Genomic DNA, 18,950 nt, shown 5'->3' with positions numbered 1-18,950 from the left:
CAGCGCCAACCAACGTGAGATTTTCCAGATTGGCTCCCAAACCCCAGCTCACCGAGGAGTACACGGTATCGATTTCGCTGGTCAGAGTGGTGGTTTCACTGATGATGTCCTGAAGGCTATCTACCACGTAAGTGTCGTTGCCTGCCCCGCCGATCATAGTATCCCCGCCGGCAAGACCATCCAGAACGTTACCCAGTGCATTGCCAATCAGGGTGTCGTCTTGAGCCGAGCCGAGAGCATTTTCGATTTTCGCGCCGTAAGCAATCGCCAAGCCTTCATTGAAGGCACTCATGGTGCTGAAGTCCGTAAATGCCTGCCCGATTTTGCTGAACTGCCCTTCATTCAGATTGATGCGGACCGCTTCTGCCTGATTGCGTGCATCGATAGTGTCATTGCCGCCAGCGTCCCAAATAGTCTCGAAAACCGATTGACCAGATGCCCAGCTATACATGTTATTGCCAGTCTGCCACTGGGTGTTTGCACCGTAGAGACTCTGTATGGCGGCGATGTCCAGCAGCATGGGCGTGGTCGGCTGATAAGAATAGGCAGCGTCATAACTCATGACCGTGTAACGGACATCATCGAACTGAGGTGCAAGCACCGTGGGATTTGAGAGGCTTTGGGAGAACGGATGCTTGAGGCCCAGCGCATGGCCGATCTCATGCACAAAGGTCAGGTAGTCATAGGTACCTTCCACGGGCGCGGGGTCGTTTGTCACTGGCCCGAGCCAGACATCGCCGCCACTGGGTGTTTCAGCGGGGAAATAACCCCAGGCAGCGATATCGCCGTCCATACCCTGATAACCGCCGAATCGTAAATCCCCGACATTGGTGGAGGTTTCGCTGACCTGTGAGAGTTTGATGTTGGCGACCGAACTCCACGTGCCGAGCGCGCTGACAATACCGCTTTGCTGCGCTGACGTCAGGAGATAGATGGACTCATACTCGTCGTCGCTGCTGTAGTTGAAGGCGAAACGTGAACCCGCGGTGACAAAGCTGTATGTCAGGGGCGTGGTGAAGGTGCCGGTGCTCCACGAGTTGCCCATCCAATAGGTACCGGAAAGCAAGCTATCGACTTGCGCGTTGCCGGTCAGCGTTGCGGTCGAAGTAAATGAAAAACCAATTGGACTAGGCATGCTGAGTCTCCTATGAGCTATCTGCGGCCCTTCCTGGATGCGGCCGCTACAAAGGGTTTATTTTGCATTAGAAACAGTGGCATTAACATCATTTGGCCACTATTTTATAATCTTGAGTCCGTTGACTATGGAGCAATAAGCCATTCGTTGGCCCTGCGAATGTCACTCTCTCCCAACCTACCGCTCCAGCGATGCAGTACGAGCAAACTGGTCACGAACTTGTACTGGGACTGATAGAAATCTCGCCGTGCACGAAACTCTTCTTTGATGCTGTCCAGGACGTCGATCGCATTCTTGACGCCATAGCCGAAGGCTTTCTCGGTGGCTATCCGTGACTTTTCCGCGGATTCCAGCGCACGACGCGTTGCCTTGATACGGCTGAGTTCGGCTGTCATACCGAGATAAGCCGTGCGGGTCTCCCTGATGACCTGACGCCGCAAGGCTTCCAGCTCTTGCTGGGCGACTTCCTTATCGCTTTCCGAGCTTGATACTCGGGCACGGGTGGAGCCGCCGCTATAGAGCGGCACCTGCAAGTCCAGAGAGGCGACGAGATTGTCCGAACGAGGCGCCAACGCGCCTTCATAGCCGATATCACTGCGTTGCGCGGTCAGGTTCAGGCCCAGCCGGGGTAGATGGCCGGCCCTGGCTTCAGCGATAGCCGCTTCGGTGGCCCGAATATTGTGCTCGCGAGCATGCAGCGCCGGGTTGCTATCGAGTGCCGTCTGCACCCAATAGTCCTGCGCTTGCGCTGGCAGACTGAAAGCTGGATTGTCGCCGATGCGCTTGAGCGGTTCCTGAATGTCGCGCCCCACCAGTTCGGAAATGGCTTCACGACTGACCTCGACCGTGTTGTGGGCTTCAATCTCGTCAGCCTTGAGCGCATCCACTCGAGATTCAAGATCAAGCGCATCGGTGACCGTGGCCATCTGGCGCGCATACAGAGCATTGATTCGCTCAAGGTTGCGCTCGGTCGCGTCCAACTCGCTGCGCACCAGGGACAGTTCATCTTCCGCCGCGAGAACAGCAAAATAACGTTCGGAAAGGTCAATGCTGGCTTGAACCTGGGTATCGGCGAATTCGTATTCGCTCTGTCTGGCCAGCTCTATGTACTTCTGGTAACTGCGCCAGATCTGCGGGGCGTAGATCACCTGATTGAGCATCACGGCCATGCGTTTGCCGTTGTACTGGATACGGCTCAAATCGTCATCACGCCGACTGCGGTTAACACTGCCGCTGGCATTGAGCTGTGGCAGCAGTTGACCAAAGGCCGCCCGCTCGCTGCCCTCACCACTACGGACCATCGCTTGTGCCCGTAAAATACGCGGGTCAGCCACTTGGGCTTCCTGATGCAGTTGCAACAGATCTGTGTAAGGGAGCGCCGAGCTGTCGTCAGCGAGAGCGCCAAGCGGCACGAGGGCCAGACTCATCGCGATCAGAAGCTTCATGTCAATCCTCGATCAACGAACGGGCAAAAGCATTGCTGGCCGGCTGCATCAAATACTGCAACAGCGTCCGCGCGCCCGTATTAATCAGCACTTCGACCGGCATTCCTGGTACCAGAGTGAGATCGCCCAGGGTCTGACGCCCCTTGTCGGTCAGGGCCACGCGTGCCAGGTAATAAGCGGCGCCGGTGTCCTTGTTGATCAGGCGATCAGCTGATATCTGCACCAGTTGCCCTTCGATGACTGGCGTGGTGCTGCTCTTGAACGCACTGAAGCGAATGTCCGCCAGTTTGCCCAGTGCGACACGGTCGATGTCCATCGGTGACAGCTGTGCTTCAACAATCAGTTCTTCGTTGGCCGGGACGATGTCCAACAGCGCAGTGCCTGGACTGACCACTGCGCCCAGCGTGTGTACGGTCATACCCATGACCATTCCCGACTCGGGCGCGAGGATATCGGTGCGTTGGTCGCGGTCCTGCAGGGTGGCCAGCCGCTCGCGCAATTCATAGACCTTGGTCTGCGCATCGCCCAGCAGACCTGCGACCTCGGTGGCAAAAGTCTTTTTCAGTTGCAGTATCTTCAACCGCGCCTCGTCGATATGAACCCGCGCTCGCGCGCTTTCGGAGCGGCTTTCAGCGATTTCGGCCTGCAGCCGAGAAAGACTTCGCTCTTGCTCGCGCAGACGCTGCTTGTCCACGTAGCCTTCGGCGAGCAATGCACGCAAGTCGACAATCTCTTCTTCATAGGAAGCGGCGAGCATCTGTTTGCTGGCGATGACGGCCTTGAATCCGCGAATCTGTTCTTCGATTTGTCCGATGGACTTCTCCAGCAAGCCGATTTCGCCCAGCAACGAGGTCCGGCGGGTCTGGAAGATCCGCCCTTCACTGTCGCGAGCCTCGCGCACTCGGGGATCATTGGGATCCAGCATAGGCACGGCCGCTGGCTCGGGCAGCGCATCACGTTCAGCCACCAATCGGGCCTGGAGTTCGAGCGCGGCGATCAACTGGCTACGCATGGCTTCCATTTCCGAACGCGCCTGGGTGTTGTCGAGTACCAACAACACATCGCCGGCTTTCACCAGGTCGCCGTCATGCACGCGCAGTTCGCGCACAATGCCGCCCTCAAGATGTTGTACGGTCTTGCGATAGCTCTTGACGGTGACCACACCCGGCGCGAGCGCAGCACTGTCGAGCGGAGCCAGGGTAGCCCAGCCGCCAAACAGGCCAAAGGTGACCAGCAGCATCAAGTAGCCGATGCGCCGTACTGGTTTGTCATCGATTGGCAGCCCGGACATATCGACGGATGAGTGCTTAGTGTCTTGCATAACGTTGTTCATCCGTCCCTACGATTCAACCGCGGCAGCCTGGTGGGCCGTCGGCGTCGCGCCCTGCAGCCGTGCCAGGACCTTGTCGCGCGGCCCGAACAGACTCAGCTCGCCGTGATTGAGAACCAGCAGTTTGTCCACCTGCGCCAACACCCCGGAACGATGGGTAATGACAAACACCGTGGCCCGATTCTGCCGCAGTTTCTGCAGCGCTTCGGCGAGCATTTTTTCTCCAGCGTCATCCAGATTGGAGTTCGGCTCGTCAAGTACCACCAGACGCGGCTCGCCGTACAAGGCGCGGGCCAGCCCGATGCGTTGCCGCTGGCCGCCAGAGAGTCCACCGCCATTGGCACCAATCAAGGTGTCGTAGCCATCGGGCAGTTGCAGCACCAGGTCATGTACACCGGCCATGCGCGCGGCGGCGACCACTGCAGGCGCATTCACCGGGCCGAAGCGTGAGATATTCTGGCTGATGCTGCCCTCGAACAGTTCTATGTCCTGGGGCAAATAGCCGATGTACTGGCCCAGTTCGTCCCGGCGCCATTGGCTGATGTCTGCACCGTCCAGGCGCACGGTTCCGGCCAGGTTTGGCCAGATCCCCAGCAACGCCCTGGCCAGGGTCGACTTTCCTGCGCCGCTGGGACCAATGATCCCCACCACTTCACCAGCGGCCACCTGGAAGTCCACGCCGCGAATAATCGGCTTGCGATTGTCCGGGGACCCCACTGAAAGCCCCTCGACGCGAATCGCCCCTTCAGGTGCGGGCAACGACATGCGCTCAGGCTCGGCGGCGATCTTGACCAGCAACTCGTGTAATCGGGCATATTGCGAGCGTGCGCCAAGAAAGCCTTTCCAGACGCCGATCAACTGATCGATGGGCGCCAGGGCGCGCCCCAGTAAAATGGAGCCGGCAATCATCAGCCCGGGCGAAATCTCATGATTGATCGTCAAGTAGGCGCCCAGGCCCAACATCAGCGACTGAACAATCTGGCGGAACGTCCTGGACATCGCCATCATGGTCGCGGCGCGGTCGCTGGCCAGGCTTTGCAAGGTCAGGACCTTATGGATTTGCCCGTTCCAGTGCTCACGCAGACTTGCAAGCATGCCCATGGATTCGACCACTTCGGCATTGCGCAGGCTCTTGTTAGTGAAGGTGGTAGCTGCGATCTGCTCGCGGTTGGCCGCCTGCAACGGTGCATGAGTGAGCTTCTCGTTGATGAAAGCCAACGCCCCTAGCATCACCGCACTCACGACCCCCATCCACCCGTACCAGGGATGAAAAATGAACATCACCGCCAGGTAGATCGGAATCCACGGAGCATCGAAAAAGGCAAACAAGCCGTTACCGGTCAGAAACTGGCGCAAGGCGTTCAGGTCGCTCAACGGCTGGGCGGTGGCATTCATGCCGTTGGTGTTGAGTGCCCGCTTGAAACTGGCGTCGAACAGACGCTGGCCCAGCAGCGTGTCCAGACGAGTACTGATTCGTACCATAATCCGCGAACGAACCCACTCCAGGCCGCCCATCGTGATCATCAACAGCAACATGATCAGCGTGAGCATCAATAGAGTCGACTGGCTGGCGCTTCCTACTGCACGGTCATACACCTGCAACATGTAGAACGATGGAACCAGCATCAGCAAATTGACGAAAAAACTGAAAAAACCGACGCAAAGAAAACTGCCTTTGCATAGGGCAAGGGCACCTTCCAGCTCGGTCCTGGGGTGGGCTGACATGATTCTTACCTGAGGCCCGCTGATGGGCAAACCTGCGAAAACCTAGTGGGTACAGGCGCACATACGCCTTGAGTATTGGGGGCGACCCCCTCTGAAGCGCTTGCGCAATCAGGATCTACGCGCGCTGTATCGGCATGTGTGTGCGGTTCTGAAGGGTACCCTCAAAGGATCGCCATCGCCTGTTCTTACATCTTTGTCGCCCCACCTCTGTGCCTGCCCACCTTTGCTTGGACTACTTTGCGAACAACTGGCTCATATCCTTGAACGCCTTGAATTCAAGCGCGTTACCGCAAGGGTCGAACAGGAACATCGTCGCCTGCTCACCCACCTGCCCCTTGAAGCGAATGTAGGGTTCAATCACAAACTGGGTACCGAAGGATTTCAAGCGTTCGGCCAGTGCTTCCCATTCCTCCCAGCCCAAAATAATGCCGAAATGAGGAACAGGTACGTCATGGCCGTCCACCGGGTTGCTGTGAACGCTTTCCTGAGCCGCGGTTTTTGGCTGCTCATGGATCACCAACTGGTGGCCGTAAAAGTTGAAATCGACCCAGTGGGCGCTGGAGCGCCCCTCTTGCAGTCCAAACACTTCACCATAAAAGGTGCGTGCGCCAGCGAGGTCGTAAACCGGGATTGCCAAGTGGAAGGGAGAGAGGTTCATCAGGACTCCTTTTTTGTGCTTTTTGGGTGAGGCCATCGTAGAGCGGCGCTACAGGCGGAAAAATCAATATATATTGCTTAGAAACACAATTAATATTTGTGAATGATTAAAGAACTCAAGACGCTCCTCGCCGTCGCACGGGAAGGCACTTTCGCTGCGGCCGGGAACAGGATCGGCCTCACACAGGCCGCCGTGAGCGCGCAAATCCAGCGTCTGGAGGCGCAGCTTGGCTTCGAAATATTCGACAGGAAAGGACGCTCGGCGCACCTCAACCGCAAGGGGCACCAAGTGCTCTTGCAGGCACAAGAGTTGCTGCGCCTCTACGACAACCTGGGCTGCGGCACCGCAGAACTTGCGGCCAGTGTTCTGGTGAACATCGGCGCCATTGCGTCCGTTCAGCGTTCCTATTTGCCGGACGCTTTGGCCAGGTTCCATCAGCAATGCCCTCAGTGCCGTACTCGGGTGTTGCCGGGGCTGTCGATGGAGCTGGTCAATCTGGTGGACGCTGGCGAAATCGACATGGCGGCCATCATCCGTCCGCCCTTCTCGCTTCAGAGCGACCTGCGCTGGACGACCCTGACACTTGAGCCGTATCGATTGATCGTTGCCCGCGAAGTGCCAGGGGAAGATTGGGCGACACTCCTTTCCAGCCTTCCATTCATTCGATATGACCGTGCTTCATTCGGTGGCCGGCAGGTGGATCGTTTCCTGCGGCAAATGCATTTCACCGTGCGCGAGGTGTGTGAACTGGATGAACTGGAGGCCATCATCAAGCTGGTTGAAAACGGTGTGGGAGTGGCATTGGTCCCGCAAACATCGGCCCATGACTGGCCGGCGGGTGTCAGAGCCCTGGACCTTGGTCAGCACACCTTCCATCGGGATATCGGACTGGTGCATCGGTCGGGACAAAGCCTCACCGAACCGGTGCGGACTTTGGCTCAACTGATTGCCGAACAAGCCAGGACCGGTTCTGAGTAAAAAAGCTTTTGTCGACCGAATGATCTATACCTTCAGATACACGCAGTCAGGCCGACAGCGTTGATAGGCAATAATAAAAAAGCCGTGGTGAACATCGCAGGATGATGTTTCTGGCGCCGTGGGTTTGGAATGGCGCATCACTTTCAATGCCTGAAGTATCGATCATGAGCCGGATCAAACGCGTATTGGAAGGCCGTACCAAAGCACTCTCGCGCCTATGCCTGGTGCTGCCGACGCTGATTGTCTGTAGCGCCTACGCCGCACCTTTGACGATTGAACTGCACATTCTGGACGCGCCGCCGCTGACGTTTGTCGATGACCCCAAGGGGCACGGAATTGTCGGCGATGTTGCTGTAGCGGCCATGACCAAGGCCGGGTATGCCGTGCAGCTCCATATCCTTCCTTGGGCCCGCTCACAGAAACACGTCAGCGAACAGCGCAATCACTTGATCGCGCCCCTGTCGCGCACGCCGGAACGCGAGGATCGCTTTACCTGGATCGCTTCGGTCATGCCCATGGAACGCGCCTTCTTCACCCTCGACCGGCAAGTGAGCAGTTTCGCCGAAGCCCGGCAAACGTACCGCAAGATCGGCGTCGGCCTGGGAAGTGCGCAGCAGGAGATCCTGCGCACCGAAGGGTTCAGCGACGACCAGATCTACCCGCTGGTCATTGGCGACAACCCCGCCCAGATGCTCTTGATGGGACGTATCGACGCTTGGTTCAACGGCGTCCCTGAGAGTCGGTATATCTGGCCCAAGGTGTCCAAGCGCGAACTGCTCATGAGCCCGGTCAATAGCAGTGCCGATCTCTATCTGGCCTGCTCCAAACGGTGCTCCCCGAAAATGGTCAAGAAGCTGCGGGCGGCCGTTGAAAGCCTTCGCGCCAGCGGCGAAATTCAGCGCATTCATGACCGCTATCTGCCGCATTAGCGTTCTTCACGCAGGTAATTCGGTGCATCTGGCAACCTGAAGGGACATCAACGCAATTGATAGCCGCCTAACGAAAGCCCTCAGCTAGAGCGCTGGACGATGTCTTATATCATTCCGAATGATAGTTACCTTTGCTTCATTCGATTCGTGCCTCACCGCCTCCCCACGCATCATCCGCCCATCTCAATACTCTTGGCGGATGCTATCCATGGAATATTCACTTTCAAAATTGCGCTTTCCCCTGGCACTGATGGCGGTGCTGGTGATGAGTGCATGCGGCAAGACCCCAGATACGGCGGCTTCCATGCCGGCGGCCAAAGTCAGTGTGGCCAAGGTGCTGGAGCAGCCGGTCAACGAGTGGGACGAATTCACCGGGCGCCTCGAGGCACCTGAAACCGTTGAGATCCGACCCCGCGTTTCAGGGCAGATCGATAACGTAGCGTTCACCGAAGGCGCTCTGGTCAAGAAAGGCGACCTGTTGTTCCAGATCGATCCGCGCCCCTTCCAGGCTGAAGTGCGTCGCCTCGAAGCCCAGTTGGCCCAGGCCCGAGCCACGGCTACCCGTAGCGAGAACGAAGCCAAGCGTGGCGAGCGCCTGCGCTTGAGCAATGCCATTTCCGCCGAGCTGGCAGATTCGCGTACCAGTGCTGCCCAGGAAGCCCGCGCTGCCGCTGCGGCGATCCAGGCACAACTGGACCTGGCCAAACTGAACCTGAGCTTCACCCGGGTCACTTCGCCTATCAGCGGTCGCGTCAGCCGGGCGGACATCACCGCCGGCAACCTGGTGACAGCCGATGTCACGCCGCTCACCAGCGTGGTGTCCACCGACAAGGTCTACGCCTACTTCGATGCCGACGAGCGCGTCTTCCTCAAGTACACCCGCCTCGCCCGCGAAGGCCAGCGTGGTCAGACCACTCCGGTCTACATGGGCCTGTCCAACGAGGAAGGTAATCCGCACCTGGGCCATATGAATTTCATCGACAACCAGGTCAATCCACAGACCGGTACCATTCGTGGTCGCGCGGTGTTCGACAACAAGGATGGCGCCTACACCCCTGGGCTGTATGCCCGGCTGAAACTGGTGGGCAGCGGCACTTACTCGGCCGTGCTGATCAACGATGAAGCCGTCGGCACCGACCTTGGCAAGAAATTCGTGCTGGTGATGGACGCCGACAACAAGCCGGCCTACCGCGCTGTCGAGCTGGGACCGAAGATCGAAGGCCTGCGCATCGTGCGCAACGGCTTGAGCAAGGACGACACCATCATCGTCAAGGGCCTGCAACGCGCTCGCCCCGGTACACCGGTCACGCCTGAAACCGTGCCGATGGCCAGCGAAGAAACCATTGCCGCCCTGGCACAACAACGAAAAGCGCTCGAAGCCAGCAACCTGCCCCAAGTCGCGCCTGCCAAGGCTGCTTCCGGATCGGCAGGCAAACTGGCCGCAGCGACCCCACGCGGTTAAGGGACTGAACTCAAGATGAAATTTTCCCAGTTCTTCATTTCGCGGCCGATCTTCGCAGCGGTGCTTTCGCTGCTGATCCTGATCGCCGGCGCCATCTCACTGTTCCAGTTGCCGATCAGCGAATACCCGGAAGTCGTGCCGCCGACCGTGGTCGTGCGCGCCAACTTCCCGGGCGCCAACCCCAAGGTCATCGGCGAAACCGTAGCCGCGCCCCTGGAGCAAGCCATCACCGGCGTCGAGAACATGCTGTACATGTCCTCGCAATCCACCGCCGATGGCAAGATCACCCTGACCATCACCTTCGCGCTGGGCACCGACCTGGACAACGCCCAGGTGCAGGTGCAGAACCGCGTCACGCGGACTGAACCCAAGTTGCCGGAAGAAGTCACCCGGATCGGCATCACGGTGGATAAGGCATCGCCCGACCTGACCATGGTTGTGCACTTGACCTCGCCGGACCAGCGCTACGACATGCTTTACCTGTCCAACTATGCCCTGCTCAATATCAAGGATGAGCTGGCGCGCCTGGGCGGTGTGGGTGATGTGCAGCTATTCGGCATGGGGGACTATTCCCTGCGGGTCTGGCTTGACCCGAACAAAACTGCTTCGCGTAACCTGACCGCCACCGACGTGGTCACCGCCATCCGCGAACAGAACCGTCAGGTCGCCGCCGGTGCCCTGGGCGCGCCTCCGGCACCCAATGCCCAGGCATTCCAGCTCTCGATCAACACCCAGGGACGCCTGGTGAATGAGGAAGAGTTCGAAAACATCATCATCCGTTCCGGCGAGAACGGTGAAATCACCCGTCTCAAAGACATCGCACGAGTGGAGTTGGGCTCCAGTCAATACGCCCTGCGCTCATTGCTCGACAACCAGCCGGCGGTGGCGATCCCGATCTTCCAGCGCCCCGGCTCCAACGCCATCCAGATTTCCAACGATGTTCGCGCCAAGATGGACGAACTCAAGCAGAACTTCCCGGCGGGGATGGACTACAGCATCGTCTATGACCCGACGATCTTCGTGCGCGGCTCCATCGAGGCGGTGGTTCACACCCTCTTCGAAGCGCTGATCCTCGTGGTGCTGGTGGTGATCCTGTTCCTGCAGACCTGGCGCGCCTCGATCATTCCGCTGGTGGCCGTGCCGGTGTCGCTGATCGGTACGTTCGCCGTGATGCATCTGTTCGGCTTCTCGCTGAACGCGCTCTCGCTGTTCGGGCTGGTACTGGCGATCGGTATCGTGGTGGACGACGCCATCGTGGTGGTGGAGAACGTCGAACGCAACATCGGCTTGGGACTGACTCCGGTGGAAGCCACCAAACGCGCCATGGGCGAAGTGACCGGGCCGATCATCGCCACGGCACTGGTGTTGTGCGCGGTATTCGTACCGGCGGCGTTCATCAGTGGCTTGACCGGGCAGTTCTATAAGCAGTTCGCCTTGACCATTGCCATTTCCACGGTGATCTCGGCATTCAACTCCCTGACCCTGTCGCCAGCCCTGGCCGCAGTGCTGCTCAAGAGTCATGACGCGCCCAAGGACCGTTTTTCCAGGTTTCTGGACAAGATCTTCGGTGGCTGGCTGTTCCGTCCGTTCAACCGCTTCTTCGACCGTGCCAGTCACAGCTACGTGGGCACAGTTGGCCGCGTGATCCGCAGCAGCGGCATCGCCCTGCTGGTGTACGCAGGCCTGATGGTGCTGACGTTCTTCGGGTTCTCCAACACCCCGACCGGTTTCGTACCCGGCCAGGACAAGCAATACCTGGTGGCCTTTGCCCAACTGCCGGATGCCGCGAGCCTGGACCGCACCGAAGACGTGATCAAGCGTATGTCGGACATGGCCCTCAAGCAGCCGGGCGTCGAAAGCGCCGTGGCCTTCCCTGGCCTGTCGATCAACGGCTTCACCAATAGTCCGAACGCCGGCATCGTGTTCGTCACCCTCAAGCCTTTCGACGAGCGCAAGGACCCCAGCATGTCTGCCGGGGCCATTGCCGGGGCCTTGAACGGCCAGTACTCGGAAATCCAGGAAGCCTACATGGCGATCTTCCCGCCGCCGCCGGTACAGGGCCTGGGCACGATCGGTGGTTTCCGTCTGCAAATCGAAGACCGGGGCAACCTGGGCTACGACGAGCTGTACAAAGAAACCATGAACATCATCACCAAGAGCCACAACGTGCCGGAACTGGCCGGGCTGTTCACCAGCTACACGGTGAACGTGCCGCAGGTCGATGCCGCCATCGATCGTGAAAAAGCCAAGACCCACGGCGTGGCCGTCAGTGACATCTTCGACACCCTGCAGATCTACCTGGGCTCGCTGTATGCCAACGACTTCAACCGCTTTGGCCGCACCTATCAGGTCAACGTTCAGGCCGAGCAACAGTTCCGCCTGGAGTCGGACCAGATTGGCCAGCTCAAGGTGCGCAACAACCGTGGCGAGATGATCCCGCTGGCGACCTTCATCAAGGTCAGCGACACCTCGGGACCTGACCGCGTAATGCACTACAACGGCTTCATCACTGCGGAAATCAACGGTGCCGCTGCCCCGGGCTACAGTTCCGGCCAGGCTGAAAAAGCCATCGAGAAACTGCTCAAGGACGAATTGCCCAACGGCATGACTTACGAGTGGACCGACCTGACGTACCAGCAGATTCTCTCGGGCAATACCGCGCTGTTCGTGTTCCCGCTCTGTGTCCTGCTGGCGTTCCTGGTGCTGGCGGCACAGTACGAAAGCTGGAGCTTGCCGCTGGCGGTGATCCTGATCGTACCGATGACCCTGCTGTCGGCCATTACCGGGGTAATTCTTTCCGGCGGCGACAACAACATCTTTACCCAGATCGGATTGATCGTACTGGTGGGGCTTGCCTGTAAGAACGCCATTCTGATCGTTGAGTTCGCCAAGGATAAACAGCTCGAGGGCATGAACCCCCTGGCTGCGGTGCTGGAGGCCTGCCGCCTGCGTCTGCGGCCGATCCTGATGACCTCCTTCGCGTTCATCATGGGCGTGGTGCCGTTGGTCTTCTCCAGCGGTGCAGGTGCTGAAATGCGCCATGCCATGGGTGTCGCGGTGTTCTCGGGCATGCTCGGGGTGACCTTCTTCGGTCTGCTGCTCACGCCAGTGTTCTATGTACTGATCCGCAACTTCGTCGAGCGCAGCGAGGCCCGCAAAGCGGCCCGGGCGTTGAAACTGGAGGCGCAACAATGAGTTTGAAAGTGTTTGTGCCGAGCCTGCTGGTACTGGCCTTGAGTGCTTGCGCCGTAGGCCCGGACTACAAGGCACCGCAAACGGAGGCGGCGAACATCACCACCGCCACCGACGGTGCCGCCGGCCAGAAGAATTTTGACCGTGCCCGTTTCGAAGGGATCTGGTGGCAGCAGTTCGAAGACCCGACGCTCAACGCGCTGGTCACCCGTTCCCTGGAGGGCAACCGCGAGTTACGCGTGGCGTTCGCCCGTTTGCGAGCAGCCCGAGCGATACGCGACGACGCCAGCAATGACGTCATGCCGACCATCACCAGCCGCGCCAGCAGCAACCTGGGCAAAGGCCAGATTCCGGGGCAGACCACCGACCGGGTCAGCACCGAACGCTATGACCTGGGCCTGGACATGGCCTGGGAGCTGGATCTGTTCGGACGCATCCAGCGCAACCTGGAAGCCACCGATGCCGATCAGCAGGCGGTCGAAGCCGATCTCTACCAGTTGCAGGTGACAATGATCGCCGAACTGGTGGACGCCTACGGTCAACTGCGCGGCGCCCAACTGCGGGAAAAAATCGCCCTGGCAAACCTCGAGAACCAGCAGGCGTCGCGCAAGATCACCGAAAGCCTGCGTGATGCCGGCGTCGGCGATCAGCTCGACGTGGTCCGTGCCGATGCGCGCCTGGCCTCGGTCGAAGCCAGCGTGCCGCAGTTGCAGGCCGAACAGGTACGCCAGCGCAACCGCATCGCTACCTTGCTGGGTGAGCGCCCGGACAAACTGAGTGTGGACCTGAGTCCCAAACAGCTGCCGGCCATCGCCAAGGCCCTGCCGATTGGCGATCCGGGTGAACTGTTGCAACGTCGCCCGGACATTCTCAGCGCCGAGCGCCAACTCGCTGCCGCCACCGCGCGCATTGGCGTGGCCAAGGCCGATCTGTTCCCACGGGTCAGCCTCAGCGGTTTCCTGGGCTTTACCGCCGGGCGCGGTTCGCAGATCGGCTCATCGGCGGCCAATGCCTGGGCGCTGGGGCCAAGCATCACCTGGGCTGCCTTCGATCTGGGCAGTGTGCGGGCGCGTCTGCGCGGTGCCGACGCTGAGGCGGACGGCGCCTTGGCGACCTACGAACAGCAAGTGCTGCTGGCCCTGGAGGAATCGGAAAATGCCTTCAGCGACTACGGCAAGCGCCAACAACGCCTGATTTCGCTGATCCGGCAGAGCGAATCGAGTCGAGCCGCCGCTGATCTGGCCGAAATCCGCTACCGCGAAGGCACAGAGGATTTCCTCGTCCTGTTGGATGCCCAACGTGAGCGCCTGGCCGCCGAGGACACTCAGGCCCAGGCCGAAGTGGACCTGTATCGCGGCATTGTCGCGATCTACAAGGCCCTGGGCGGCGGCTGGCAACCGGAAGCCGTAGCCAGCAACTGACCGACCTTATTCAACCGAGCTCCTTTGGTTGGCCGCAACCAACCAAATTTTCGCCCCGCCTCCCATGTTGGACGCGGGGCTTTTTTTGCCTGCTGCAAACGCCCGGTGGGAGCGAGCCTGCTCGCGATGGCGCTGGGTCAGTCAACTCAAATGCCAACTGATATACCGCTATAGCGAGCAGGCTCGCTCCCACCGCGTTATCTGCAGATTCTTTCAAGATTTGACTCAAGCCCGCACCTGACCGAAGCTTGCGGCATTTCACGCTTCCTGGTTATGGACTACCTGCATGCCCTCGCCTCGCCGCTATCTGTTGCTCAGCCTGTCTGTCCTGTTGGTAATCGGTCTAGTCGCAATGTGGCTACGCAGCACCACGCCGCAAATTCCCGAGGCAATCAAGCGTGGCTACAGTGAAGCCCTTGAGCACGCACGCAATGGGCAGCCAGGGGCGGCGCGGATGCTCTATCAGCAATTGGGTCGCCCGGACCTGTCGCCCAAGCGCCGGGTATGGCTGCACGCAGAGCTGGCGAACTACCCAAGCCCCCAAGCCCTGAAACTGGCGGACGCGGACCTGCACAGCGAGTCGCCGGATGTGCGTCGAGCGGCCATCGGCAGCATCAGCGGGCTGGTGCCAACCGGCCAACGCAGCCTGTTGCTGGGGCCGTTGCTCGAAGATCAAGACCCCAGCGTCCGCTTCGCCGCAGTGAACGCGTTGCTGGGCCTATCGCCGGATGAGCTTGGTTTGTACTTCGGGCCTATGCAGCTTGTCATCGGCATGTGGGAGCAGATGCTTGAAGACGGTCCACCAACCGCCGAGTCCCACTATCAGCTGGCCCGGCTGCACCTGCATAACGCCGAACTGAAAAAGGCTCAGTTGGCGCTGGAACAAGTCCTGCGCCTGCAACCGGACAACCTGCCAGCGCTGGTCATGCAGATCGACGTGCTGGACAAACAGGGCCAGGCCGACGCTGCACGTCAGTTGCTTGCCCAACAGTTGAAAAACCAGCCGGAGTCGGCTTATCTGCAACATGCATTGGGTCTGTGGCTGCTGCACCATGGCCAGGCGGAGTACGCGCTGCTTGGTTTGGCAAAAGCCGTGGAGCTTGAGCCCGAAAACCGACATTACCGTTATGACCTGGCAACCACCTTGTATGCCGAACAGGAACTGGAAGCGGCGCAGAAACAGTTACAGGAAATCGTCCAGCGCTACCCGGCTGATCGCAGGGCGCGGGTGCTGCTGATCAACTACTGGAAGGAGTCCGGGCAGTTGCAGAATGTGCAGATCCTGTTGGCGCAACTGGAGCAACTCAACCCCGATGATCCGGCGCTGCAGCAAGGCCTGTAGGCGTTTCCCCGATGCCAGAAAATTGAGCAGTACACCTCGTTTTATCAACGAAAGCGGAACCGTGATCACGGCAAAAGGTCAAGTGTTCAGGCAGTTCATTTTCAGGCGTACTCCAGCCTGCTGCCCACTTCCCTAGTCATGAGAGGGCTTTTTTTGTCTACATCTAACGAGTTGATCAGCGCTAAAGCCGCCACCGGTATCGAAGGGCTGGATGACATCCTTTCCGGTGGCTTGTCCCGCGGCCATGTGTTCCTGCTGGAAGGGGAACCCGGGACCGGCAAGACCACGGTCGCGTTGCAATTCCTCTTGGCCGGTGCCCAGGCCGGCGAACGTTCGTTGTACATCACCCTGTCGGAAACCGAGCGTGAGTTGCGCCAAGGCGCAGCGTCTCACGGTTGGACGATCGACGAGAACGTGCATATCTTCGAGCTGACCCCTCCTGAGAGCCTGCTCAACGCCGAGCATCAGCAAAGCCTGCTGTACTCCTCGGACCTGGAGCTGGGGGAAGCGACCCGGCAGATTTTCGAGGTGGTCGAGCGGGTCAAGCCGACCCGGGTGGTGCTCGACAGCCTGTCGGAGATCCGCCTGCTGGCGCAAAGCTCACTGCGCTATCGCCGGCAGATCCTGGCGATCAAGCATTACTTTGTGCGCTACGACGCCACGGTGCTGCTGCTTGATGACCTGACCACCGAATCCCTGGACAAGACCGTGCACAGCGTCGCCCATGGGGTGATTCGCCTGGAAGAACTGACACCCAATTATGGCGCCGAGCGGCGACGCATTCGGGTGGTCAAGTATCGCGGGCAGAAATACCGTGGCGGCTTTCACGACTTCACCATCATGGGCGACGGCATTCATGTCTTCCCACGCCTGGTAGCCGCCGAACACCGTGGACAATACCGGCGCCAGCAACTGTCCAGCGGCCTCGATGGCGTGGATGCCTTGCTCGGCGGTGGCATCGAGACAGGCTCCAGCACTTTGATCCTGGGTCCGGCCGGCACCGGCAAGTCGCTGATTTCGATGATTTTCGCTGCGGCTGCCGTGCAGCGTGGCGAAAAAGCCGCGCTGTTCATCTTCGATGAAGAGTTGGGCCTGCTGTTCGAGCGCATGAGGAACGTCGGTATCGACCTGGAAGCGCTGAGACGAACCGGCAACCTGGTGATCGAACAGGTGGACGCCGCTGAGCTGTCTCCCGGTGAGTTCTCCCATCGGGTACGCCGTTGCGTCGATGAAGGTAACATCAAGACGGTCGTGATCGACAGTATCAATGGCTACCAGGCCGCCATGCCGGAAGAAAACGCCTTGGTGCTGCACGTACATGAACTGCTGCTCTACCTGAACCGCAGGGGCGCTGCGACCTTCATGACCGTTGCGCAACACGGTCTGGTGGGCGATATGCAGGCCCCGGTGGACATTACCTACCTGGCCGACACGGTGATTCTGTTGCGTTATTTCGAAGCGCTGGGCAAAGTTCGTCGAGCGATCTCCATCATCAAAAAACGCACCGGCAGCCATGAATCCACTATTCGCGAATACCGCATCAGCAGCGAGGGCATGACCATCGGCGAGCCGCTGGAAGCATTCCAGGGGGTATTGCGTGGGGTGCCGAACTATATGGGAGCGGATAATCCGTTGCTCAAGGATGATCAACAGTGACGCTGGTCGAGCCCCTGTCGGAGCGGGCGTTGATCCTCGCACCGCTGGGGCGCGACAGCCAGATCGCCCTGATGATCCTGCGCGAAGCCGGCTTCGGCGGCCTTATCTGCCAGCATCTGGGCCACTTGTGCGAAGAGCTGGAGCACGGCGCCGGCCTGTTGGTGATTTCCTCCGAAGCCCTGGTCGGGCCGGAGCTGGAAACGCTGTTGTCACATATCGAAGAGCAACCGGCCTGGTCGGATTTGCCGATCGTATTGTTGACCCACCACGGCGGGCCGGAACAAAACCCAGCGGCGCGTATCGGCACCCAGTTGGGCAACGTAACGTTCCTCGAGCGCCCTTTTCACCCGATAACCCTGGTCAGCGTGGTCACCACCGCCCTGCGGGGCCGGCGCAGGCAATATGAAGCCCGAGACCGGCTGATCGATCTGAGCAACAGCGAGCTGCGCCTGCAAACCACCCTGGAGACCCTTGAGCAACAAGTGGAAGAACGCACGGCCCAACTGCGCCACAACGAAGAGGCCTTGCGCCAGTCGCAAAAAATGGAGGCGGTCGGGCAACTCACGGGGGGGATCGCCCATGACTTCAACAACATGCTCACCGGGATCATCGGCAGCCTCGAACTGTTGCGCCGGCGCCTGGCCCGAGGCCGCACCGAGGATCTGGACAGCCTGATCGACCTGGGGGTGACATCGGCCAATCGCGCAGCCGGCCTGACGCATCGTTTGCTGGCCTTCTCCCGCCGCCAATCGCTGGACTCAAAAGCGGTGCAGATGAATACCCTGGTGCTGTCCATGGGCGAGCTGCTGCAGCGCAGCCTCAACGAGAGTATCCGGCTGGACATGGAACTGGACGACCAGCTCTGGATCGCCGAAGCCGACCCAAACCAACTGGAAAGCGCCCTACTCAACCTGGTACTCAATGCTCGGGACGCAATGCCCGACGGTGGGCAACTGGTGGTCAAGACGCTCAATCAACACCTGGATGCCGACTTCACCCAGGCTTATACCAACCTGGAGCCGGGCGATTACGTCGTGCTGAGTGTGCAGGATTCCGGTTGCGGAATGCCCGAAGCGGTCATCAATCGTGCGTTCGACCCGTTTTTCACCACCAAGCCGATCGGCCAGGGCACCGGGCTGGGCTTGTCGATGATCTATGGGTTCAGCAAGCAGTCGCGTGGTCACGTGACGATTGACAGTGAAGTCGGCAAAGGCACAACCGTGAGCCTCTATCTGCCGCGTTTCGTCGGTGAAGAGGTTCACGAACCACGGGTCGATACACAACACGCCCCGTACGCACAAGACGGTGAGACCGTGCTGATCGTCGAGGACGACCCGGCGGTGCGGTTGCTGGTCAGCGCCGTACTGAGCGAGCTGGGTTATGCCTTCGTCGAGGCAGCCGATGCTGACGGCGCGGTGCCGATCCTTCAGTCAAGCCAGCGCATCGATCTGCTGATCAGTGACGTGGGCCTGCCAGGGATGAACGGCAGGCAACTGGCGGAAATCGGCCGGCAGATCCGCCCGGACCTGCGGGTACTGTTCATCACCGGTTATGCTGAGCATGCAGCGGTGCGCGGCGGCTTCCTGGACCCGGGCATGCAGATGATCACCAAACCGTTCACTTTTGACCTGTTGACGGCCAAGGTGCGGGAGATGATCAAGGTTTGAGGCAATGCCC

General features: G+C 59.7%; 13 protein-coding genes. 8 read left to right on the top strand and 5 right to left on the bottom strand.

Annotation, left to right across the window (positions count from 1 at the left end; translation table 11 throughout):
- From PSEUDOMOFG3G_RS12225 to PSEUDOMOFG3G_RS12205, 5 genes are all read right to left on the bottom strand, one after another.
- Window positions 1–1,135 (bottom strand): M10 family metallopeptidase (locus PSEUDOMOFG3G_RS12225; protein ID WP_177500508.1); only part of this gene is annotated, 1,135 nt, incomplete at its 3' end.
- A 125-nt stretch (window positions 1,136–1,260) separates the two neighbouring features.
- Window positions 1,261–2,580 carry a TolC family protein gene (locus PSEUDOMOFG3G_RS12220; RefSeq protein WP_139050060.1) on the bottom strand — a complete coding sequence of 440 codons (1,320 nt, stop codon included), beginning with the start codon at window positions 2,578–2,580 and terminating at the stop codon, window positions 1,261–1,263.
- A 1-nt stretch (window position 2,581) separates the two neighbouring features.
- The gene (locus tag PSEUDOMOFG3G_RS12215) at window positions 2,582–3,901 is read right to left on the bottom strand and encodes an HlyD family type I secretion periplasmic adaptor subunit (RefSeq protein ID WP_257220732.1); all 1,320 of its coding nucleotides are present in this window, start codon (window positions 3,899–3,901) and stop codon (window positions 2,582–2,584) included.
- An 18-nt stretch (window positions 3,902–3,919) separates the two neighbouring features.
- Entirely contained in the window at window positions 3,920–5,635 is a 1,716-nt protein-coding gene (locus PSEUDOMOFG3G_RS12210) for a type I secretion system permease/ATPase (protein ID WP_139050058.1), read from the bottom strand.
- A gap of 232 nt (window positions 5,636–5,867) precedes the next feature.
- On the bottom strand, window positions 5,868–6,293 hold the full coding sequence (locus tag PSEUDOMOFG3G_RS12205; RefSeq protein ID WP_076384613.1) for a VOC family protein: 426 nt from the start codon (window positions 6,291–6,293) through the stop codon (window positions 5,868–5,870).
- 102 nt (window positions 6,294–6,395) lie between these two features.
- Between PSEUDOMOFG3G_RS12205 and PSEUDOMOFG3G_RS12200 the strand changes: the two genes are divergently transcribed.
- From PSEUDOMOFG3G_RS12200 to PSEUDOMOFG3G_RS12165, 8 genes are all read left to right on the top strand, one after another.
- Entirely contained in the window at window positions 6,396–7,271 is an 876-nt protein-coding gene (locus PSEUDOMOFG3G_RS12200) for a LysR family transcriptional regulator (RefSeq protein ID WP_139050057.1), read from the top strand.
- Between the two features lie 164 nt (window positions 7,272–7,435).
- A complete protein-coding gene (locus tag PSEUDOMOFG3G_RS12195) occupies window positions 7,436–8,200 on the top strand; it encodes an ABC transporter substrate-binding protein (protein ID WP_139050056.1) in 765 nt (254 codons plus the stop codon).
- A gap of 208 nt (window positions 8,201–8,408) precedes the next feature.
- Window positions 8,409–9,662: a multidrug efflux RND transporter periplasmic adaptor subunit MexE gene (mexE, locus tag PSEUDOMOFG3G_RS12190; RefSeq protein WP_139050055.1), complete on the top strand. Its 1,254-nt coding sequence runs from the start codon at window positions 8,409–8,411 to the stop codon at window positions 9,660–9,662.
- Between the two features lie 15 nt (window positions 9,663–9,677).
- A complete protein-coding gene (locus PSEUDOMOFG3G_RS12185) occupies window positions 9,678–12,857 on the top strand; it encodes an efflux RND transporter permease subunit (protein WP_139050054.1) in 3,180 nt (1,059 codons plus the stop codon).
- Window positions 12,854–14,275, top strand: coding sequence for an efflux transporter outer membrane subunit (locus PSEUDOMOFG3G_RS12180; RefSeq protein WP_139050053.1), 1,422 nt, complete (start codon window positions 12,854–12,856; stop codon window positions 14,273–14,275). The genes PSEUDOMOFG3G_RS12185 and PSEUDOMOFG3G_RS12180 overlap by 4 nt, the downstream gene beginning before the upstream one ends.
- Window positions 14,276–14,561: 286 nt before the next feature.
- Window positions 14,562–15,617, top strand: coding sequence for a HEAT repeat domain-containing protein (locus tag PSEUDOMOFG3G_RS12175; protein WP_139050051.1), 1,056 nt, complete (start codon window positions 14,562–14,564; stop codon window positions 15,615–15,617).
- 153 nt (window positions 15,618–15,770) lie between these two features.
- Window positions 15,771–17,273 (top strand): ATPase domain-containing protein, encoded by a 1,503-nt coding sequence (locus PSEUDOMOFG3G_RS12170; protein ID WP_139050050.1) that lies wholly within the window; start codon window positions 15,771–15,773, stop codon window positions 17,271–17,273.
- Complete coding sequence (locus PSEUDOMOFG3G_RS12165) at window positions 17,270–18,940, top strand: response regulator (protein WP_139050049.1); 1,671 nt, start codon at window positions 17,270–17,272, stop codon at window positions 18,938–18,940. Before PSEUDOMOFG3G_RS12170 ends, PSEUDOMOFG3G_RS12165 begins: the two co-directional genes overlap by 4 nt.
- Window positions 18,941–18,950 lie beyond the last annotated feature (10 nt).

Source organism: Pseudomonas sp. FG-3G (assembly GCF_901007645.1).
In the GTDB taxonomy this organism is placed as follows: Bacteria; Pseudomonadota; Gammaproteobacteria; order Pseudomonadales; family Pseudomonadaceae; genus Aquipseudomonas; species Aquipseudomonas rhizophila.
The sequence above is the reverse complement of the archived record's forward strand: the minus strand, read 5'-3'. Positions and strand labels throughout refer to the sequence as shown.